Source organism: Halococcus hamelinensis 100A6, from assembly GCF_000336675.1.
Taxonomy (GTDB): Archaea; Halobacteriota; Halobacteria; order Halobacteriales; family Halococcaceae; genus Halococcus; species Halococcus hamelinensis.
In genome coordinates this window covers 57,594-76,658 of the sequence record NZ_AOMB01000015.1, presented here as the reverse complement: position 1 = coordinate 76,658, position 19,065 = coordinate 57,594, and the positions used below count along the sequence as shown (strand labels likewise).

General features: G+C 68.7%; 20 protein-coding genes. 13 read left to right on the top strand and 7 right to left on the bottom strand.

Translation table 11 applies throughout. The features are described from left to right. Positions 1–7: 7 nt before the first annotated feature. Positions 8–139: a DUF7859 family protein gene (locus tag C447_RS18740; protein WP_007691855.1), complete on the bottom strand. Its 132-nt coding sequence runs from the start codon at positions 137–139 to the stop codon at positions 8–10. A gap of 39 nt (positions 140–178) precedes the next feature. Then, a complete protein-coding gene (locus C447_RS05975; protein ID WP_007691853.1) occupies positions 179–688 on the bottom strand; it encodes a metallophosphoesterase in 510 nt (169 codons plus the stop codon). 368 nt (positions 689–1,056) lie between these two features. On the opposite strand from C447_RS05975, the gene C447_RS05970 reads away from it, so the two are divergent. Beyond that, positions 1,057–1,482 (top strand): bis(5'-nucleosyl)-tetraphosphatase, encoded by a 426-nt coding sequence (locus C447_RS05970; protein WP_007691851.1) that lies wholly within the window; start codon positions 1,057–1,059, stop codon positions 1,480–1,482. A 9-nt stretch (positions 1,483–1,491) separates the two neighbouring features. Here the strand turns inward: C447_RS05970 and C447_RS05965 are convergent, their stop codons facing one another. After that, positions 1,492–2,439 carry an alpha/beta hydrolase gene (locus C447_RS05965; RefSeq protein WP_007691849.1) on the bottom strand — a complete coding sequence of 316 codons (948 nt, stop codon included), beginning with the start codon at positions 2,437–2,439 and terminating at the stop codon, positions 1,492–1,494. Between the two features lie 210 nt (positions 2,440–2,649). On the opposite strand from C447_RS05965, the gene C447_RS05960 reads away from it, so the two are divergent. Continuing rightward, complete coding sequence (locus C447_RS05960; protein WP_007691848.1) at positions 2,650–3,693, top strand: DUF5787 family protein; 1,044 nt, start codon at positions 2,650–2,652, stop codon at positions 3,691–3,693. Here the strand turns inward: C447_RS05960 and C447_RS05955 are convergent. Then, positions 3,690–4,175, bottom strand: coding sequence for a DUF5797 family protein (locus tag C447_RS05955; RefSeq protein WP_007691846.1), 486 nt, complete (start codon positions 4,173–4,175; stop codon positions 3,690–3,692). The two genes, C447_RS05960 and C447_RS05955, sit on opposite strands and share 4 nt — an antisense overlap. A 219-nt stretch (positions 4,176–4,394) precedes the next feature. Between C447_RS05955 and C447_RS05950 the strand changes: the two genes are divergently transcribed. The 7 genes from C447_RS05950 (at position 4,395) to C447_RS05920 (ending at position 11,762) form a co-directional block, all read left to right on the top strand. Then, entirely contained in the window at positions 4,395–5,387 is a 993-nt protein-coding gene (locus C447_RS05950; RefSeq protein WP_007691844.1) for an AAA family ATPase, read from the top strand. Then, positions 5,384–6,361, top strand: a complete 978-nt coding sequence (locus C447_RS05945; protein WP_007691842.1) for a DUF58 domain-containing protein — start codon at positions 5,384–5,386, stop codon at positions 6,359–6,361. Before C447_RS05950 ends, C447_RS05945 begins: the two co-directional genes overlap by 4 nt. Continuing rightward, on the top strand, positions 6,358–8,670 hold the full coding sequence (locus C447_RS05940; RefSeq protein WP_007691840.1) for a transglutaminase TgpA family protein: 2,313 nt from the start codon (positions 6,358–6,360) through the stop codon (positions 8,668–8,670). Before C447_RS05945 ends, C447_RS05940 begins: the two co-directional genes overlap by 4 nt. 27 nt (positions 8,671–8,697) lie before the next feature. Further along, a complete protein-coding gene (gene yciH / locus C447_RS05935) occupies positions 8,698–8,991 on the top strand; it encodes a stress response translation initiation inhibitor YciH (RefSeq protein WP_007691839.1) in 294 nt (97 codons plus the stop codon). A gap of 227 nt (positions 8,992–9,218) precedes the next feature. Continuing rightward, positions 9,219–10,154, top strand: a complete 936-nt coding sequence (locus C447_RS05930) for a basic amino acid ABC transporter substrate-binding protein (RefSeq protein WP_007691838.1) — start codon at positions 9,219–9,221, stop codon at positions 10,152–10,154. Between the two features lie 40 nt (positions 10,155–10,194). After that, entirely contained in the window at positions 10,195–11,022 is an 828-nt protein-coding gene (locus C447_RS05925) for an amino acid ABC transporter permease (protein ID WP_007691837.1), read from the top strand. Continuing rightward, entirely contained in the window at positions 11,019–11,762 is a 744-nt protein-coding gene (locus C447_RS05920) for an amino acid ABC transporter ATP-binding protein (protein WP_007691835.1), read from the top strand. The genes C447_RS05925 and C447_RS05920 overlap by 4 nt, the downstream gene beginning before the upstream one ends. Here the strand turns inward: C447_RS05920 and C447_RS05915 are convergent. Together C447_RS05915 and C447_RS05910 are read right to left on the bottom strand one after the other, a co-directional pair. Beyond that, positions 11,759–12,814 carry a zinc-binding dehydrogenase gene (locus C447_RS05915; protein WP_007691833.1) on the bottom strand — a complete coding sequence of 352 codons (1,056 nt, stop codon included), beginning with the start codon at positions 12,812–12,814 and terminating at the stop codon, positions 11,759–11,761. The genes C447_RS05920 and C447_RS05915 overlap by 4 nt on opposite strands. A 44-nt stretch (positions 12,815–12,858) precedes the next feature. Then, a complete protein-coding gene (locus C447_RS05910) occupies positions 12,859–14,307 on the bottom strand; it encodes a replication factor C large subunit (protein WP_007691831.1) in 1,449 nt (482 codons plus the stop codon). 109 nt (positions 14,308–14,416) lie between these two features. Here C447_RS05910 and sdhC point away from each other — a divergent pair, with 109 nt between their 5' ends. The 4 genes from sdhC (at position 14,417) to C447_RS05890 (ending at position 16,714) form a co-directional block, all read left to right on the top strand. Beyond that, positions 14,417–14,809 carry a succinate dehydrogenase, cytochrome b556 subunit gene (gene sdhC, locus C447_RS05905; RefSeq protein WP_007691829.1) on the top strand — a complete coding sequence of 131 codons (393 nt, stop codon included), beginning with the start codon at positions 14,417–14,419 and terminating at the stop codon, positions 14,807–14,809. Continuing rightward, a complete protein-coding gene (locus tag C447_RS05900; protein WP_007691825.1) occupies positions 14,810–15,175 on the top strand; it encodes a succinate dehydrogenase hydrophobic membrane anchor subunit in 366 nt (121 codons plus the stop codon). It begins immediately after the preceding gene. Positions 15,176–15,187: 12 nt separating this feature from the next. After that, positions 15,188–16,042, top strand: a complete 855-nt coding sequence (locus tag C447_RS05895) for a succinate dehydrogenase/fumarate reductase iron-sulfur subunit (RefSeq protein WP_007691824.1) — start codon at positions 15,188–15,190, stop codon at positions 16,040–16,042. A gap of 63 nt (positions 16,043–16,105) precedes the next feature. Next, complete coding sequence (locus tag C447_RS05890) at positions 16,106–16,714, top strand: class I SAM-dependent methyltransferase (RefSeq protein WP_007691822.1); 609 nt, start codon at positions 16,106–16,108, stop codon at positions 16,712–16,714. 111 nt (positions 16,715–16,825) lie between these two features. On the opposite strand, the gene C447_RS05885 is transcribed toward C447_RS05890, so the two are convergent. Beyond that, positions 16,826–18,976 carry an OB-fold nucleic acid binding domain-containing protein gene (locus C447_RS05885; RefSeq protein ID WP_007691820.1) on the bottom strand — a complete coding sequence of 717 codons (2,151 nt, stop codon included), beginning with the start codon at positions 18,974–18,976 and terminating at the stop codon, positions 16,826–16,828. Positions 18,977–19,065 lie beyond the last annotated feature (89 nt).

The following is a 19,065-nucleotide window of genomic DNA, read 5'->3' as shown; positions in this document are numbered from 1 at the left end:
GTAGTCGCTATCGGCGGCCGCGCTCCGCGCCCTCGCGGAACGCCATCGCGGTCCGGCGAAAGAGGAGGAAGAACGCGAAGATCACGAGGAGGAGCACGATGATGACCGCGAACAGTGCGGGACTGATGCCGAAGGGCATGGGTGGCGTATCCGGCGGTGGAGTATAGTCGTTTCGGGGCTACCGTTCGAGCCGGAACGTCTCGAAGACCTCGCCATCTGGTTCGCGGAGCCGCCCCTCGATACCGGTCTCGTCCACGTCGAGTTCGGCGTGTCCCGGTCGGTACCAGCGTGGGTCGGCGTGGCTGCCGGGGTTGAGGAGTCCGATTTCGCCAGCTTCGACGAACTCGGGGTCGTGGGAGTGGCCGAAGACGACGAGGTCCGCGTCGGCCTCGCGACCGAACAGGGAGAGCGCGGTCTCGTCGTGGCGGTCGCCGTGGGTCATCGCGATCCGAACCCCCTCGTGTTCGACGACGCGCTCGGCGGGGAGGCGGTCGCGGACCCCGCGCGTCGCGTTGTTGCCGTGGACGGCCCGGAGGTCGCGGGCCTCGTCTTCGAAGGCATCGAGCACCGCTTCGGTCGTGAAATCCCCGGCGTGAAGCGTGAGGTCCGCCTCGCGGACGGCATCGAGGGTTCGACCGGTGAGCCGATGGCCGTCGGTGCCGTGTGTATCGGAGACGACGCAGATCATGGACTGAATTGCGGGTCGGGTGTGAAAACGCCGCCGACTACGGCGGTCGCGGCCGCGGTGGTTGCGGTGCGGCCGCCGAGCGGTGTGGCGGTTGCGGTGCGGTCCCTGGTGTCTCGGCGAACGGCAGTGAGCCGAGGCTCAGGGGAGCTGTGCTCTCCTGGTGGATGAAGGGCGAGGCCCGAACTCCGGAGCACGTGGTTCGAAACGGCTTCGCCGTTTCGTCACTGAGCGGAGCGAAGCTCCGCGAGGTCCAAAAGAGCCGGAGGCTCTTTTGACGATCACGGAAGGCGCGGAGCGCCTTCCGAACGACAGCAAAAGGTGGGAGTTGAAACAACACCCAATTAAAGCCGGCCCGAATAAATCGGGTAATGGCAGTCGAAGCGACGAGTGCGGGGGCTATCCTCTTTCGCGATACGAGGGGCCGCCGCGAGTACCTCCTCCTGAAGAGCCGTCCCGGGGACTGGGAGTTCCCCAAAGGCGGCGTCGAGGGGGACGAGGAACTCCAGCAGACGGCGATTCGAGAGGTAACGGAGGAATCCGGGATCGCGGATTTCAGATTGATCGATGGGTTTCGGCGCGAGTACGACTACGTCTTCCAGGCCGGCGGCGACACGATCCACAAGACCGTCCACCTGTTCGTCGCGGAGTCGAACGAGGCGAGCGCCGAACTCTCGAACGAACACCACGACCACCAGTGGCGCGACTACGAGCAGGCGGTGAACACCATCACCCAGGACGGCCCGCGCGACATCTTCGTCGAAGCCCACGACTTCCTCAACGACGCGGGCTACTGAGCCGGCGACTCACTCGACGGCCCGGTCCCCGACGAGCGCGCCCGCGAGGTCGTCGGCGACGGCGGCGATAGCCTCGCGAGCGCGGTCGACCTCGCGCATCGTCATGAAGCCGTGGACCATGTCCGCGTAGTTCTCGTAGCGCGTCGAGACCCCGTCACGGACGAGGCGCTCGGCGTAGGCCCGCCCGCCGTCCCGAAGCGGGTCGAAGCCCGCGGTGACGACCGTCGCGGGCGCGACCCCGGACAGGTCGGCGGCGTTGATCGGGTCGGCGTAGGGGTTTCGCATGTGGATGTCGTTCACGAAGTAGCACTCGTTGAACCATTCCATGTCCGCCTCGGAGAGCACGATGCCGGCGTGGTCCTGCATCGAGGGATGCTCGTCGTCGAACCCGACGCCGGGGTAGAGGAGGGCCTGATGGTCGATGGCCGGCCCGTCGCGGTCGGCGGCGAGGAGGGCGACGACGGCGGCGAGGTTCCCGCCGGCCGAATCGCCCGCCACCGCGAGTTCGCCGGTGGCGTCGAGCGCCTCGGGGTTCGCGGCGGCCCACTCGGTCGCGGCGTAGGCGTCCTCGACCGCCGCCGGGAAGGGGTGTTCGGGCGCGAGCCGGTAGTCCACCGAGAGGACGGCACAGCCGCTCTCGCGAACCAAGTGCCGGCAGAGCCAGTCGTGGGTGGCGATGTCGCCGAAGACGAACCCGCCGCCGTGGAAGAAGACGACCGTGGGGTGCGGGCCGTCCCCGTCCGGTCGGTAGAGGCGGGCGTCGAGGTCGCCCGCGGGACCGGGGATCGTGAGGTCCGTCACCGTCCCGACGTGCGGGTTGTGCCGGTTCCGGATCCGCATCGTCACGCGCGAGACGAAGCGGAGGGCCGGCGTCGCACGGCGGCTGTGCGGGAGCGAGAATCGGTCCTGTCGTTCGACCGCCGCCTTCGCCTGGGGGTGGATCTCGTCGGCCTGCATGACCGAACGCTCGGGCAGTCGATACTAAACCGACCGGGTTCCGGCACGGTCGTCGTGAGCGGGACCGGTGACGACCGACGGTCGGTTCACCGCGTTTCCGAATCGGGCCCCCGCCGCACGAGCCGTATCGATCCGCGAACGGGGTAGAGTCGTCGGGTGGGACCACCCCGAAAACCGAACCGATTAGCCGGTCGAAGGGGGACACGGAACGTGAACGTCGACAGCGAGTTCGTCTTCGAACTCGGGGTGTGTGCCTGGGCCGAGCGCAACTGGCCGCCCGAGGGGACGCTGCCGTCCGACACCACCGCCATCGTCGCCCGCCAGCTCGGGACGAAGTACCGGCGGTGGGACACGGTGGTCGTGGAGGCGAACACCCGGAAGCTCGCCGAGCGGGCGCGGTTCGGCACGAAGCGGCTCGATGGCGACCTGCTAGGAGTGGTTCGCAACGCGCCGACCGAGTGGACGTGGTACCGCGACGCCCTGCCCGAGCCCGACTACCCCTGGCGGTACGTTCGGGAGGCGGTCCACCGCGCGGCCGGTCGTGGAGCCGTCGACACCCGCCGCCGGAACAACCGGATCGAACTCCGCCAGAAGTGGGCCTACCCCGACTGGGTCGAGCGAGTGGTCGCGATCGAGAACAAGCCCGACCTCACCGCGAGCGCCGCCCGCGCGCTCGCCGGTCAGATCGAACGCGACGTCGCGCTCGGGCTCTGTGACGAGGTCTGGGTCGCCACCGCTCGCACCGACGAGGTCATCGAACCCGTGCTGCTGGAGGACTTCCCGGTCGAAGCGGGCGTACTGGTGGTCGATACCGATGAGGAGGGCGGAACGAACGCCGAGGTCGCCTGGCACCCGCGAACCCTCGCGGCCCACGAGCCTGGAACCCGGATCATCGAGCGCGCGACGGGCGAGAACGCCGCCGAGTTCGAGTACGCGAGCCGGGAGTGGAAGACCGAGAAACGCCTCGGGATCGCAGAACGAGCCTACGAGCGCGGCTGGCGGGCCTACGCCGACACGATGCGACCCGACTGCCGACACTTCGAGCTTCGTGAGGACGGTCGAACCCTCCTGCCGTGGTGTGCGGCGAAGGGCCACCACCAGAGCGCGACCGAATGTGCGTGGTCGTGCGGGTCGTTCGAACCCGAGCCCCCGACGTGGCGCTCGCGGGGCTGGCCGATCGAGGGCGGGCCCGGAAAGGCCATCAAACGGCTGCTCGCCGACCAGCGCGAGCGCAGCCGACCCGACCTCGATTAGTCCTCGTCGATCGGCTCGACGACCACCGAATCGCGCTCGACCGCGAGCCGGAAGACCGGGACGGTCCGTTGAACCACCTCGACCACGCCGCGGCGTGCGAGGCCCCGGAGCGCGGAGCGAACGTCGTCGGGTGCGGGGTCGATGTCGTGGGTCTCGCGGAGCTTGTGGAGCACCGAGACCACGCTCTCGGGATCGTCGTCCTGGTCGGCGACGACGTCGAACACCGAGACTTCGAGTTCGGGCACGCGAACGGTTCGCGGGCCGTCGTCGGGTTCGGCCCCGACGAGTTCGGCGGCGTCGGCGGTCGCGCGGATCAGGCTGTTCTCGTCGCGGTAGTAGTACTCCTTGAGTTCGGCTTCGAGGTACTGGTGGACCTCGCTGCCGCCGTCCATCCCCCAGCGCTCTTCGAGTTCGCCGTTCTTCGTGGGTTGGAGGGCAACCACGTCTGCGAGGCGTTCGGTCGCCTCGTCGGAGAGGGCCATCCCGCGACGGTAGGGAAACCGGCTATATCGACCTTCTGGAATCGATCGGCCGGTCGTGGGGGTCCCACAGTGCGGTCGCCCTCGACGCCGACTCGGGAGCGCTCTATAGCCCTCCATGCGGCAGCGACACACGGAAACAGTAACGTTACAAGCGCTCAACCCCACGAACGTGTCAATGGGTCGGCGCGAACGCCCGTCCTCGGCCCGCCCTCTCAATCCATGACGGACGCGAACATCGACACCGATACCGGCCACCCGCGAACCGCCCGCGCCGAACCGACCCGCCAGCTCTCGGTCGAGGAGGTCGGCGACCTCGCCCGGACCGTGATCGGGAACGTCGAGGACGTGATCGTCGGGAGCCACGACGCGATCGAACACATCGTGACCACGATGCTCGCGCGCGGGCACGTCCTGCTGGAGGACGTCCCCGGGGTCGGCAAGACGATGCTCGCACGCGCGGTCGCCCGCTCGTTCGAGTCCTCCTTCTCCCGGGTCCAGTTCACGCCCGACCTCCTGCCCGCCGACGTCACCGGGGTCAACGTCTTCAACCAGCAGTCCCGGGAGTTCGAGTTCCGACCCGGTCCGGTGTTCGCGAACGTCGTGCTCGCCGACGAGATCAACCGCGCCCCACCCAAGACACAGAGCGCGCTCCTCGAAGTGATGGAGGAGACCCAGGTCACGGTCGACGGCACCACTCACCGCCTCGAGGAGCCCTTCACCGTGATCGCCACGCAGAACTCCGTCGAACGGAACCGGACCTACGAACTCCCGATCGCCGAGGTCGACCGGTTCACGAAACGCCTCCGGCTCGGCTACCCCTCGCCCGACGCCGAGGCCGCGATGCTCGGGCGGGTCGCCGGCACCCACCCGATCGAGACCCTCGACCCCGTCGCCAGCCTCGACCAGCTCCGCGGCGCGCGCGCCACGGTCGCCGAGATCACCGTCGAGGCCCCCATCAGACAGTACGTCACGCGGCTGGCGAACTACACCCGCGAGCACGCTCAGCTCGGGGTGAGCCCCCGCGGGTCGCTGGCGCTGTTGCGCGCCAGCCAGGCCCGGGCGGCGCTCGACGGCCAGGGATACGTCACGCCCGACGACGTCCAGCACGAGGCCGAGGTCACGCTCGCCCACCGGATCCGACCGGTCTCCAGCACCGACGAGACCGGGCGGGAGATCGTCCGGACGGCGCTCTCGACGGTTCGCGTCGAATGAGACCCACCCGCCGGGCGGTCACGGTGGCGGGGCTGTGCGGCCTCGCGGTCTGGCTCGCGGTCCGCTTCGGCGCGCGCTCGCTCAACGCGGTGGTGGTGCCGGCGCTGGTCGCGCTCGTCGCGGGGGCGGTACAGCTGGTTCTCGCCGACCGCCCGACGCTTCGTCGGAGCCGACCCGCACCCGGGTTTCCGGACGAGATTCGACCCGTCGAGCTCACCATCGAGGGGGGCGACGCGCTGTCGGCGCGGGTCACCGAGACCGTCGGCGACGGGCTCGAAACCTCGTTTTCGAGCGCGAAGCGCGGGCTGCCGGCCACCGTCGAGTACGACGTTCGGCTCGGCTCCCGCGGCGAACGGCGGCTCGGCCCGGCGACGCTGAAAGTGACGGACGTCCTCGGGCTCTGGACGACGACGTACGACTACCCGAAACGAACGCCCCTTCTGGTGTATCCACCGCTCTTCGAGGTCGCGGGGGCCGGCGGCGCGCTCGGCGCGCCCGACCCCGTCGACCAGCGCGACGAGTTCGACGAACTCCGGGAGTACGTCCCGGGCGACAGCCTGCGTGACATCCACTGGGCGTCGAGCGCCAAACGCGACGAGCTCGTGGTGATGGAGTTCGACACCGCGAGCGACGTCACAGGGCTGACGGTCGCCGCCGAGGCGGTCGCGGGCTACGACGACGAGATGGCGGCGGCGACCGCGAGCGTCGTCACCGCGCTGCTCGACGCGGGGCTCGCGGTCGGCCTCGCGCTCCCCGGCGTCGAGGTCGAACGCGACGGCGGCGAGTCCCAGCGCGACCGCGTCCTCGCCGCGCTCGCCAGAGCCGGGCCGGGACGGGTCGAGCGCGACGCCGACGTCCGGGTGGTCGCCGACGCCGGCGGCACGCGCGTGACCGTCGAGAACCGCGAGATAGCCTTCAGCGACCTCGCCGGCCCCAGGATCGAACCCACGGCCGACACCGGGGTGGTCTCGTGAGCACGCTCGAAAGTCGAAACGACGAGCGCTCGGGTCGGCGGCTGTCGGTCGGGTTCGGGCCGCGCTCGCGCCGCGCACTCGCGCTCGCATCGACCCTCCTCCTCATCGGGTCCGTTCTCCGAGTGCTCACGGCCGTCACCGACGTCGCCGGCGGCACCGACACGCTCTGGCTGTTCGTCGCCGGGAGTCTGGTGGCGGCGACGGTGCTCGCCCGCTTCCTGCCGACGGCCGGCGCGGTCGTGCTCGCGGCGGCGCTGTTCGGGGTCGGGACCTGGAGCTACATCCAGGCGGTGCCGAACGGCGCGCTCTTGCTCCAATCGCTCGACGCGGTGAAGACCGACGTCCTCGCGCTGTTGACCGGGCTCTCGGTGCTCCGGATCATGGCGGCCGGGACGTGGGCGGTCGGCTTCGCGCCCACGCCGACGTTCCTCGTCTGGTATCTCTCGCTCCGGCGGCACTACGTGAGCGCGGCGGTCGTGGGGAGCGCGGCGCTCGGCTTCTTCGTCCTGACCGGCGACGCGGGCATCGTGGCGGTGCTCGCGGGGACCGCCGGCGCGGCGGGCGTGGTCGGCTTCGGCGAACTCGACCGCAACGGCGGGAGCGCGCGACAGGCCGAGACGCTCGTGGTGGTGCTCGCGGCGATGGTCGTGGTCGCGCCGTTCCTGAGCGTGGTCCCCGGCGGGGCGTCCCAGCCGCTCGTCACCTCCGGGGCCGGCGACGGGAGCGGGGCGTCGACCATCGAGGGCGGGCTGCTCTCGGCGGGCGACGAGGTGAACGTCCAGGGCGCGATCACCCTCTCGCCGAAGGTCCGCTTCACCGTCGAGAGCGACCGGGAGGACTACTGGCGCGTCGCGGGCTACGACCGCTACACCGGACAGGGATGGGTCAGAACCGGAAGCAGCGAGCCCTACGCCGGCTCGCTCGCGGGCCCGCCGGGCGACGCCACCGAGGTCGACCAGACCTACGAGTTCCGGTCCGAGCTCGGCGTGTTGCCCGCGGCGTGGAAACCGACCGAGCTCTCGGGCAGCGTCGCCGACAACGCCAGCGTGACGGCGCTCGGCGGGCTCCAGCCCGACGGCGAACTCGGGAACGGCACGACCTACGCGGTCGAGAGCCAGCGCCCGAACGCGACGCCCGCCCAGCTCCGGGCGGCCGGGACGGCCTACCCGGAGGCGGTCGCGAGCCAGTACACCCAGCTCCCCGAGAGCACGCCCGACCGGGTCGCGACCCGGACGGACCGCGTCACCGCGAACGCCGACAACCCCTACGACACCGCCCGGACGGTCGAGCGCTGGCTGGAGACAAGCAAGAACTACTCGCTCGACGTCGACCGGCCCGACGGCAACATCGCGGACGCGTTCCTCTTCGAGATGGACGCGGGCTACTGTACCTACTTCGCCACCACGATGGTGACGATGCTCCGGAGTCAGGACATCCCGGCGCGGTTCGTGACGGGCTACGCCGAGGGCCAGCAGGTCGCCGAGGACGAGTGGGTGGTCCGTGGCTACGACAGCCACGCCTGGGTCGAGGTCTACTTCCCCGAGACCGGGTGGGTCAGGTTCGACCCGACGCCGGCCGCGCCGCGAAGCGCCGTCGAGCAGTCGAACCTCGAGGACGCCCGCGCGGGGAACGGCTCGAACGTCGACGCCGACGGCTCCGAGGCCGGCGAGTGGACGCCGACGCCGACGCCCACGCCGGTCGGGGCGACGGCGACGGAGACGACCACCGTGAACGACTCGAACGCGACCGCCGACGCCCCCGCCGGGCTCGACGACCAGCTCCAGCGGGCCGCGAACCAGGACGGGGCGAACGCGACGAACGCCACGACGACCGCCGGCGGTGCGGCCGGTTCGAGTGACGGGGCGGCGAGCTTCGACCTGCAGCTCCCCTCGCCGTCGCCGCGGGAGCTCCTCTTCACGCTGGTCGTGCTCGTCGGACTGGCCGCCGCCGCCCACCGAACCGGCGTGCTCGAACGGCTCTACCGCGAGCTCTGGCTCCGGGTCCACCCGAGCGGGTCGCCGGCCGCGGCGGTCGAGCGGTCGTTCGACCGGCTCGAATACCTCCTCGCGCGCGACCACCGACCACGACGGGCGGGCGAGACCCCGCGGGAGTACCTCGCGGTCGTGAGCAGCGACGAACGGGTCGAGCGGGTCGGCGAGATCTTCGAGCGCGCCCACTACGCCGGCGAGGTGAGCCGGACCGACGCCGACGAGGCCGCCGGGCTGGTCGACCAGCTCGTGGCCGAGCGCACCCCGGTGGTGGGTCGATTCCGCCGAAATCGACGCGAGCGAGGTCCCGACAGTATTTAATACGATGACTTCATATTTCCCAGTGTAATGTCGGAAGTCTGCTCGACGTGCGGCCTGCCTCAGGAACTCTGCGTCTGCGAAGACGTGGCGCGAGAGTCCCAGCAGATCACCATCCGCATCGACGAGCGCAGATACGGAAAGGAGGTAACGATAGTCGAAGGGTTCGACCCACAGGACGTCGACATGTCGAGTCTGTCCTCGGACCTGAAATCCAAGTTCGCCTGTGGCGGCACCATCGAGGACGACGCCATCGAACTCCAGGGCAACCACACCGGCCGGATCGAGGAGTTCCTTCGCGAGAAGGGCTATACGGTCGCGTAGACACCTCCGCTTTTCATCGACACACTATCAACGCCCGACCGCCGAGCGACGCCTCGCGTGGTCGAGCCACGACGCGGATCGGGTCCGCGGTCACAACCGACCGATCATCCGGAAAGACCGGCGCATCGATGCGAGTTCGTCCGTTCTTCCGACGGGGAACACGAGGAACCCAGCCGGAGGGCGGTTCGTGACGAAAGAGTGAAAAGCGTCATCTCCCCAGACGGGGTATGGCAAAGGATCGCTCGGCGACGCGGCGCGGCTATCTGAAGGCGACCGGCGCGGGGGTCGCGGCGCTCTCGCTCGCGGGCTGTACGGGTGGAAGCGGCGGGAACAACAGCAGCGAGAACGGCAGCGGCGGCGGTGGAAGCGGAAGCGGCACGACGGGGAACGGATCCGGCGGGACGGCGAGCGGGAACGCCAGCGGCGGGTCGAACAACCAGCAAAGCATCTCCATCGGCTCCGACATCCCCTACAAGCCGTTCGAGTACCGGACGAACGAGGACGAGCTCGTCGGGTTCGACGTCGACATCGCGAAGGCGGTGTTCGGCGAGCAGCTGGGGATGACCCCGCAGTTCCAGGCCACCTCGTTCGACAGCATCATCCCGTCGCTCAACAACAACAACTTCCGGGTGATCATGAGCGCGATGACGATCAACGACGACCGTGCGGAGAAGGTGGACTTCTCGGACCCCTACTTCACGGCCTACCAGACGATCATCACCCTCCAGAACAGCGATATCTCGGGGAAAGCCGACCTCAAGGGGCAGACCGTCGGCGTCCAGAAGGGCACCACCGGGGCCGACGCCGCCGCGGGGCTGAAAGAGGAGTTCGACGGCGACCTCTCGATCGAGAGCTACGACCAGATCCCCGACGCCTTCAGCGCGCTGATGAACAACCAGGTCGCCGCGGTCATCAACGACAACACCGTCAACGCCGGGTTCGTCAACGAGAACTCCGACGCGGTCCGGTTCGTCGAGGGCGACGGCGAGGCCGCAAACCAGGGCAAGAACGCGCCGTCGTACCTCACCCTCACCGTCGAGGAGTACGGCATCGCGTTCCGGCAGAACGACGACGACCTCCGAAAGCGGGTGAACGAGGCGCTCTCGACCATCCGCGACGACGGCACCTACGACGAGATCTACAACGAGTACTTCGACGGCTGAACCACCGACACCTATCACCGCCTCCCGGTAACTCCCCGCAATGGCCGACACGCAAACCAACACGACACGCGGAACCCCCGAGAATCGGGTACTCAACGACACGACGCTGAAGTGGGTCGGCATGGCGGTCACGGGGCTGTTCACGCTCCTGATCGCGGTGTTCATCGGCTACATCGTCGTCTTTCAGGTCGACCCCGGACTCCTGATCGAGGTGGTCTACCCGCAGTTCACCGACGCCTTCATCACGGTGCTCAAGATCGTCGTCATCAGCTCGGTGCTGTCGGTGGTCGCCGGGGTCTTCGTCGGGCTCGGGCGGGTCTCCCGGACCGGCTTCACGCGGAACGTCGCGCGGGGGTACATCGAGTTCTTCCGCGGCACACCCCTGCTCTTCCAGCTGTTCGTGATCTACTTCGGGGTGCCGACGCTCTGGCCGGCCGGCCAGTTCCCCTTCTCCGACTTCTCGGTTCCGGCCGCGATCATCGGGCTGACGCTGAACCACGCAGCCTACATCGGCGAGGCGATCCGCGGCGGGATCGAGTCGGTGCCCGGCGGACAGATGGAGGCGGCGCGGTCGCTCGGGCTCTCGTACATCCAGTCGATGCGCGAGGTGGTCCTGCCGCAGGCCTGGCGCAACGCGCTCGCCGCCATCGGTAACGACCAAGTGATCCTCGTGAAGGATACTTCCCTACTCACCGTGCTCGCGGTCCCCGAACTCATCAGCGCCTTCCGGAACGTCAACAGCAACACCTTCGACCCATGGACGCCGATCGTGATCGTCGCGGTCGCCTACCTCATGATCACGATCCCCCTCGGCCGGATCGTGAGTTATCTCGAACGCCGTGCCGACCCCGCCGGAGGGAACTCGTGAGCCCCTCATCGACGCCGATCCTGGAGTTCGACGGCGTGAACAAGTACTTCGGCGACGCCCACGTCCTGCGGGACGTCGACCTCGACGTCGAAGACCGGGAGGTATGCGTGGTGATCGGCCCGAGCGGCAGCGGGAAGTCGACGCTCCTCCGGTGTGCGAACAGACTGGAGGCGATCCAGTCGGGCGAGATCCGGCTCGAAGGCGAGGCGATCTCGGCCCCGGACGCCGACATCAACCGCCTCCGCCAGCGTATCGGGATGGTTTTCCAGAGCTTCAACCTCTTTCCCCACAAGACCGCGCTCGAAAACGTCACCCTCGGCCCGCGGAAGGTGAAGGGGATCTCGAAGAACGACGCCCGCGAGCGCGCCGAGGAACTCCTCGCCAGCGTGGGGCTCTCGGACCAGACCGACTCGTATCCGGGCCAGCTCTCGGGCGGCCAGCAACAGCGCGTCGCCATCGCCCGCGCGCTCGCGATGGAGCCCGACGTCATGTTGTTCGACGAGGTGACGAGCGCGCTCGACCCCGAACTCGTTGGCGAGGTGCTCGACGTGATGGGCGAACTCGCCGAGGAGGGGATGACGATGCTGGTGGTGACCCACCAGATGGGGTTCGCGCGCGAGGTCGGGGACCGCGTGGTGTTGATGTCCGAGGGCCGGATCGTCGAGACCGCCGAGCCAGAGCGCTTCTTCGCCGACCCCGACACCGACCGCGCCCAGCAGTTCCTCTCGAAGATCCTCTAGAACTCGGTGACGACCTCGACCCCCGTGACGCCGTAGTCGTCCATCGCCGCCAGTCGGTCCGAAACGTCCTCTAAGCTCACCTCTCGGGTGACGAGTTCGCCGGGGTCGATCGCCCCGCCCGCGAGCAAGTCGAACAGGTCGCCGTAGCGCGTCGGCGAGAGGCCACGGGCTCCGAGGAGATCGATCTCGTTGCGCACGAGTTCGTCGACGGGCAGCGCGGCCTCGCCGCGTTCGTCGTCGCCCGTGAGCCCGACCTGGACGTGCCGGCCGCGCCGCCGGAGGCACTCGATGGTCGTGCGGAAGGTCTCGGCGCTCCCGAGCGCGTCGAGCGCGACGTGCGCGCCGCCGTCCGTCAGGTCGCGGATCGCTCTCGCTGGATCGTCGGTCGCGTCGACCGTCGCCCGCGCGCCGAGGTCCGCAGCGAGGTCGAGCGCGGCCCCGTCGAGATCCACCGCGAGCACCCGCGCGCCCATCGCCGCGCCGAGCTGGACCGCCGAGAGGCCGACCCCGCCACAGCCCACGACCGCGAGCCACTCGCCGGCCTCCAGGTCGGCCCGGCGCGCGAGCGCGTTGTAGGCCGTGACGTACCGACAGCCGAGCGCGGCCATCGCCACCGGTGAAACGCCGTCGGGAAGCGGCGTGACGTTGTACTCGGCGTTCGGGACGTGGACCCGCTCGGCGAACGCCCCCGGGGTACTCGCCTCGAACCCGAGCGCGCGGTCGTCCGCACAGACGTTGCCGTGACCGTTGCGGCAGGTGGGACAGGAGCCACAGCCGAGGCTGAACGGTACCGCGACCCGCTCGCCGAGCGCGCGCGCCGTGACCTCGTCGCCGACCGCGACGATTTCGCCCGCTGGTTCGTGGCCGAGGACCTGCCCCAGCGGGACCCGGTCGTCGGCCCACTCGCCGTGGCCGTGCCAGGCGTGCCAGTCGCTCCGGCAGACCCCGCAGGCGTCGACGTCGACGACGACGCCGTGGCTCGCGGGGTCCGGTTCCTCGATCTCACGGACATCGAGCGGTTCGCCGTACTCAGTGAGGACTGCGGCGCGCATGGCCGGACCTCGTGTGGGTGGGGGAAAAGCTCGCAGGTGGCGGCTCAGTAGAAATCCGCGAGGCCGGACTGGGAGTCGTCCGCCGCGGCCTCCTCGGCTGCCTCGTCTTCCGGCTCGTCGGCTTCGGCCGGTTCGTCACCGTCGTCCGGCTCGTCGTCGGCGAGCGGGTCGTCGTCCGTCCTGGTCGCGCCCTCGAACGCGCCCTGTGAACCCTCGACGGCGGCCTCCTCGCGGAGCCGGGCCGCGTCCTCGACGACGGACTGGACCTTGTTGGTGCTCTCGCCGCTGCCGGTGATGAACGAGACGTGTTTCGCCTCCAGGTCGTAGCGCGCCGTCATCGCCACGGTCAGTTCGCGGTTGGTGCAGTGGTGGGTCATCGTCGCGAGGTAGGGCATGACCTCGCGGCGCGCGCTCGCCATGCTCACGCCAGCGGTCTCGGCGATCCGCTGGGCGATGTAGTCGCGCGTGTCGCGCGTGCCGCGCGAGCGCCCGAGCTTCGACCAGTAGCTCGGCGGGCCGTAGCGCGTCCAGCCGCCCTTCGGTTCGCGGCGCGAGGCGGCCACGCCCGCGGTCATGGCGTCGCCCGCGTATCGCCAGTAGGAGTAGTTCTGGGTCGCGCGCACGCGGCCGAGCCAGCGGTCGGCGTTCGCGAGGTTGTCGTAGGCGTCGGCGAGTTCCGCGCCATGGAAATCCTTCGGGACGTTGTCCTCGATCCAGTTGATGAGGTCGTCGGGGGTCTCGTCGACGTCGTAGGACATCCGGAGTGCGCCCTCGGCGTCCTCTTCCTTGATCAGCGCGTCGAGGAAGTCGAAGATCCCCGTGGTGCGGTCGCGGTCGCTGGTCACGACGTCGTCGGCGGTGAGCTTCTCGGTGGACTCGGCGAGCGCCTGGAGGTCGTTGACCGCCCCTCGGAGGTCGCCGCTGTTGTGTTCGGCGATGGCTTCGAGGGCGTCGTCCTCGTACTCGACGCCTTCCTGACGGCAGATGTCCCGGAGCACGGGGCGGATCGAGCGCGCCGAGACGTCGCGGAACTCGATGGTCTCACAGGCGTTCCGGAGGGCGTTCGACATCTCGTAGAACTCGTTGGCGATCAGCACCATCGGCTGGCCCGCTTCCTTCACGAGGCTCGTGATCGCGCGCGAGCCGCCGCGGTCGACGTTCCCGTGTAGGTTGTCGGCCTCGTCCATGACGACGAGCCGCCGACCCGCGCTGCCGCCCGAGAGGGTACCGGATTTGGCGGCCTCGCCCGCGACCCGCTCGATGATGGCTTTCGTCCGTTGATTCGAGGCGTTGAGTTCGATCGTGGGCCAGCTCATGTCGTTCGCGAGCGCGTGGGCCGCGCTGGTCTTGCCGACGCCGGGCGCGCCGTGGAGGATGACGGCTTCGCGGTGGTCCTCCCAGGTCTCGGCCCACTCGCGGAGGGCGTCGCGGGCCTTGTTGTTGCCCCGGACCTCGGAGAGGGTCGACGGACGGTACGTCTCGGTCCAGTCCATTGGGTGAGTTACAGTCGAGTCGGGTATAGTGGTTGCGAACGTCGTCGCCGACGGAACGCCTGTCCGGGTACGTAACGACTAAACCCGGCGGGTACGAGAGTCCGAACGCATGAGTCAGTCGTACAAGCGGGGCCTCGTGGAGGACTTCGGCCGGTGGCGGGAGTTCTCCGCCGGGATGTGGGCCTGGGTTTTTCATAAGTTTACGGGCTGGGTGCTGATCGGCTATCTCTTCGTCCACATCTCGGTTCTGAGCACGGCGATGTCGGGGGCGAACGCCTACAACACGACCCTCCAGAGTCTCGAAGGGCTGTTGTTGGTTCGCATCCTCGAGGTCGGCCTGCTCGCGGTGGCCGCCTTCCACATCCTGAACGGCATTCGACTACTGTTCGTCGACCTGGGGGTCGGACTCGAATCCCAGGACAAGAGCTTCTACGCGTCGCTGGTCCTCACCGGGATCATCGCCGTAGCTAGCGTCCCGACCTTCCTCTCGGGGGCCTTCTAGATGGCCGAACAGTACTCCTCGTTCGACCGACGGGGCTGGCGGTGGTTCCTCCAGCGGGTCACGGCGGCGTTCCTGATCGTCGTGCTCGCCTTCCACTTCATGCTCCTCCACTTCGTGAACCACGCCTACGAGATCACCCTCGCGGGGTCGAGCCTCCGGATGAGCCAGGTGGGCTACTTCGCGACGATGATCCTGTTTCTGATCACCGCGACCTTCCACGGTGTCAACGGGGTCTACAACGCGCTCGTGAACCAGGGCCTCGACGGGACCCAGAAGAAGGTCGTCGCCGGCGTGCTGGTGGTCGCCAGCGCAGCGCTGATAGTCCAGGGCGTTCGGCTCGCGCTCGCGATGACGGGAATGAGCTAACCGACACAACCAATGAGTACACAGATACAGCAATCGGACGCCGAGGGCGAACAGGGCGACTCCCCGCAGGAACGCCGACTCGAACGCAAGCGGGTCGACGCCGAGGAGCGCGAGGCGCGCGCGGAGTCGACGGCCGACGAGGGAAGCGAGCACGTCAGCCTCGTCGTCTACCGCTACGACCCCGAGGTCGAGGGCAAGACGAAACCCCGGTTCGACGAGTTCCGGGTACCGCTCAAGCAGGGCATGACGGTGCTCGACGCCCTGATCTACGCCCGCGACCACTACGACTCGACGCTGACCTTCCGGCACTCCTGTCGGCAGGCGGTCTGTGGCTCCGACGCGCTGTTCATCAACGGTTCACAGCGTCTCGGCTGCCAGACCCAGGTCGCGGACCTCGACGCCGAGACCGTACGGGTCGAACCCCTGCCCCACCAGGACGTCGAGAAGGACCTCGTGGTCGACATGGAGCACTTCTACGACCAGATGCACGCGGTCGAACCCTACTTCCAGGGCGAGACCCCCGACGGCGAGGAACAGCTCCAGAGCCGCGAGAACCGCGAGAAGATCAAGATGAGCACACGGTGTATCTGGTGTGGCGCGTGCCAGTCCTCGTGTAACATCGCGGCGGGCGACAACAAGTACCTCGGCCCGGCGGCGATCAACAAGGCCTACCGGTTCGCGATGGACGAACGCGAGGAGGACGACCTGAAGGAACACCGCCTCAACATCCTCGAACAGGAACACGGCGTCTGGCGGTGTCAGACCCAGTTCTCGTGTACCGATGTCTGCCCGAAGGACATCCCACTCACCGAGCACATCCAGGAGTTGAAGCGCGAGGCCGTGAAGGACAACCTGAAGTTCTGGTAGATTTCGACCACCGACGCCGTTCGATCCTGACGAGTATTTAACCACCCTCGCCGAAGGGTGGGTATGGACCCGGCCGAGAACCACCGTTGCTGGGCCGGACGTTCCGGGGAGTTCTCACCCGCCTACTACGCACATCTGGGAGCCAACGCGACGAGCGAACGCCTCGCCGAGGTCTGTACGGCCGCCGTCCCCGCGGACGCTGCGATCCTCGAACTCGGCTGTAGCGCCGGTCGACACCTCGCCCACCTCCAGGAGGCGGGCTTTTCGGATCTGGCGGGCATCGACATCAACGACGAGTCCTTCGCGGCGATGGCCGACCGGTATCCCGAGCTGGCCGCGACGGGCACGTTCCACACCGGCGCGATCGAGGATGTCCTCCCCGATTTTCCCGACGACGCCTTCGACGTTGTCTACTCGGTGGAGACCCTCCAGCACGTCCCGCCGGAGAATAGCGGAGTCTTCGAAGAGGTGGCCCGCGTCGCGGCGGACCTGCTCGTTACCGTCGAGAACGAGGGCGGCGACTCGGAGGACCACGGCGACGTGAACTACGTCAACGACGACTTCCCGCTCTACTACCGGAACTGGAAGGGGATATTCACCGACCTCGGGCTGGACCAGCGCTTCTCGGAACGTACGAAACGCGATACGTTGCGTGTCTTCGAAGTTTCGTAGCCGAGGTTTCGTCGCGTCGAGGTCGTATCTCGTTTGTTACAACAGCTAGAGTGCACTTGGCGATGAGACTGGGAAGGGCTATCCGACAGCGAAAGAAGCGAGTTCGTCCGGTTAGGCCTGCTCGGCCACGACGTCGAGAACCGCTTCCTGCACCGCATCGCGTTCGCCGAGCAGGAATTCGAGCCGGTCGTCACGCGCCGCGCCGACGGAGACGTCGGCGTCGGGGACGCGCTCGGCGGTTTCCTCGGCGATGGCGTGGATGTCCACGTCGCCGCGGACGAACAGTTCGTCCTCGCCGACGCCGACGAGGACCGAAGCCGCCTCGCGGGTCCGGCGGTGGAGTTCGTCACAGAGCAGCGCGGTCGGCGGGAAGTCGTAGCGGTGGGTGAACGCGTCGGTGTCGAGCACTCCGATCGTTCCCCCGTCGACCTCGCGGTAGTCGAGGTGGGCGCGTGCGGTCTCGATGGCGGCGTCGCGTTTCGTCCGGAAGCGCGAGGCGAAGGCCGCCGCGAGCGCCTCGCCGCCCTCGAAGACGAGGTCGCGAACGAGCTCGCGTTTGTCCTCGTAGGACTGGTAGTTCGCGACCAGCGCGACCGCCTCGCGGACCTCCCGCGCCCGCTCGGCGTCGTAGCCCGCTTCGTCCGCGAGGTCGGCGTAGGCCGCCGGGGTGTGTTCCCAGAAGCTCACCGCCGGCAGGTGTGCGAGGTCCTCGCGGGCCTCGGGGTCGATGTGGACCGCGACGTTCGCCGCGAGCGCGGCCGCCGTGGTGTCGTCCCCGTCCGTCCCGACGAACGCGTCCACGTCCACGTGCTCCTCGACGTCGACGTCGAGCACCGCGCGCTCGGCGTCGTAGACCGAGAGCAGGGACAGTCCATCGGACGAGGCGCTCGTCCCGCCGACGCCACAGAAGACGAACAGCGGGATCGCCTCGTCGTGGCGCTCGCGGGCGTCGAGCATCTTCGTGACGTCGCGCGTCGCCGAGTCCATGTCGTAGACACCCTCGGCGAGCGGCCGTCGGTCGAAGTAGTGGTAGCCGGCGTCGCTCCGGGCGTGTTCGGCCTCCACGAACGGCAGCGTCGCGCGCTCGATGGCCGCCGCGGCGAGGTAGCCGTCGGCGCTCGCGTCGTGGCGCACCACGACGGGTCGGGACTCCAACACCGCACGTCGGATGGTCCCCGCGAGGTCGCGGATCTCGTTAGTGAGGTCCGCCACAACGCTATCCTCGGCGAGGAGATCGACCGACTCGACCTCGGCCTCGTCCGCGAGCGCGTCCGCCATCCGCGTCTCGACCGCCTCGCGCCCCGACTCGTCGAGCACCGAGAGGTCGTCGGATTCGACCTGAAGACCGCCCCGGTGGCGCTCGACGTGACCCTCGACCGCGACGAACGCGCCGGCCTCGATGCCGGGATAGGCCCGGACGCCCGCCTCCTCGAAGGCCGCACACTCGACGGTGCCGGCCTCGTCGCGGAGGGTGAACACCGTCGGGCCGCCCGTCTGGCGAACGCTCGCGACCTCGCCCTCGATGCGGACCGAGTCGTCGACGTACTCGTCGAGGTCGTCGGTGCGAACCGTCTCGTACTCGGTCCCCGAGGTCGATTCCGACTCGGGTTCGGGTTCGACGAGCTGTGCACCGCCCGCATCGGCAGCCTGACCGTCGGGATCGGACGTCGTGTCATCGGCGTCGGAAACCACGCTGCCGGGATCGGTGGTCGACGCCGTCTCGACCGGGCTGTCGCCGTCGGTGCGGGTTCGGTCGGTCGTCGGTTCCGTTTCGGCGGCCGTCGATTCCGTCTGGTCGGCCGTCGATTCCGCGTCGGTGGATTCGTCGGCGGTGTCGGCTACCGGACGCCCGGCAGCCGCGTCTTCATTTGGGTCGTCGGCCTCCGCGGGGAGCTCGTCGCCCTCCGGGGTGTCGACGAGCGCGCCCCGGAACTCGCGGTCGGACTGGCGGATCGACCACGTGAGGTCGACGTTGCCGTTGTCGTGAACGTCGGTGACCTGAACGTAGACCTCGTCGCCGGAGTCCCAATCGAGGCTTTCGAGCCGGCTGTCGAGTTCGCTTCGGTGGAGGAGCCCGGTCACGCTGTCGCCGATGTCGATGAAGACGCCGAACTCGGCGAAGCCGTCGACCGAGCCGCGGTAGAAGCGTCCGGGGGTGAGTTGGTTGGCGTGCGATCCTTCGAAGTCAAAGACGACGTCCTCCTGGTGGCTCTCGCAGATGTAGCCCTCGGTGGAGGTGCCGCAGATGATACAGCTACCCATTACCGGAGGCAACGGCCGGTGACTAAAACGGTTGTCGAAATCCATCGCTCACGGATCGGTTCTCATCCATTACGCCGCCGTCGATCACA

What these genes read in the sequence shown, in the direction of transcription:
- C447_RS05975 (WP_007691853.1), bottom strand. Translation starts at nt 688, where the DNA reads ATGATCTGCGTCGTCTCCGATACACACGGCACCGACGGCCATCGGCTC.
- C447_RS05900 (WP_007691825.1), top strand. Translation starts at nt 14,810, where the DNA reads ATGGCCGAACAGTACTCCTCGTTCGACCGACGGGGCTGGCGGTGGTTC.
- C447_RS05945 (WP_007691842.1), top strand. Translation starts at nt 5,384, where the DNA reads ATGAGACCCACCCGCCGGGCGGTCACGGTGGCGGGGCTGTGCGGCCTC.
- C447_RS05915 (WP_007691833.1), bottom strand. Translation starts at nt 12,814, where the DNA reads ATGCGCGCCGCAGTCCTCACTGAGTACGGCGAACCGCTCGATGTCCGT.
- yciH (WP_007691839.1), top strand. Translation starts at nt 8,698, where the DNA reads ATGTCGGAAGTCTGCTCGACGTGCGGCCTGCCTCAGGAACTCTGCGTC.
- C447_RS05930 (WP_007691838.1), top strand. Translation starts at nt 9,219, where the DNA reads ATGGCAAAGGATCGCTCGGCGACGCGGCGCGGCTATCTGAAGGCGACC.
- C447_RS05970 (WP_007691851.1), top strand. Translation starts at nt 1,057, where the DNA reads ATGGCAGTCGAAGCGACGAGTGCGGGGGCTATCCTCTTTCGCGATACG.
- C447_RS05955 (WP_007691846.1), bottom strand. Translation starts at nt 4,175, where the DNA reads ATGGCCCTCTCCGACGAGGCGACCGAACGCCTCGCAGACGTGGTTGCC.
- C447_RS05890 (WP_007691822.1), top strand. Translation starts at nt 16,106, where the DNA reads ATGGACCCGGCCGAGAACCACCGTTGCTGGGCCGGACGTTCCGGGGAG.
- sdhC (WP_007691829.1), top strand. Translation starts at nt 14,417, where the DNA reads ATGAGTCAGTCGTACAAGCGGGGCCTCGTGGAGGACTTCGGCCGGTGG.
- C447_RS05950 (WP_007691844.1), top strand. Translation starts at nt 4,395, where the DNA reads ATGACGGACGCGAACATCGACACCGATACCGGCCACCCGCGAACCGCC.
- C447_RS18740 (WP_007691855.1), bottom strand. Translation starts at nt 139, where the DNA reads ATGCCCTTCGGCATCAGTCCCGCACTGTTCGCGGTCATCATCGTGCTC.
- C447_RS05895 (WP_007691824.1), top strand. Translation starts at nt 15,188, where the DNA reads ATGAGTACACAGATACAGCAATCGGACGCCGAGGGCGAACAGGGCGAC.
- C447_RS05885 (WP_007691820.1), bottom strand. Translation starts at nt 18,976, where the DNA reads ATGGGTAGCTGTATCATCTGCGGCACCTCCACCGAGGGCTACATCTGC.
- C447_RS05910 (WP_007691831.1), bottom strand. Translation starts at nt 14,307, where the DNA reads ATGGACTGGACCGAGACGTACCGTCCGTCGACCCTCTCCGAGGTCCGG.
- C447_RS05925 (WP_007691837.1), top strand. Translation starts at nt 10,195, where the DNA reads ATGGCCGACACGCAAACCAACACGACACGCGGAACCCCCGAGAATCGG.
- C447_RS05965 (WP_007691849.1), bottom strand. Translation starts at nt 2,439, where the DNA reads ATGCAGGCCGACGAGATCCACCCCCAGGCGAAGGCGGCGGTCGAACGA.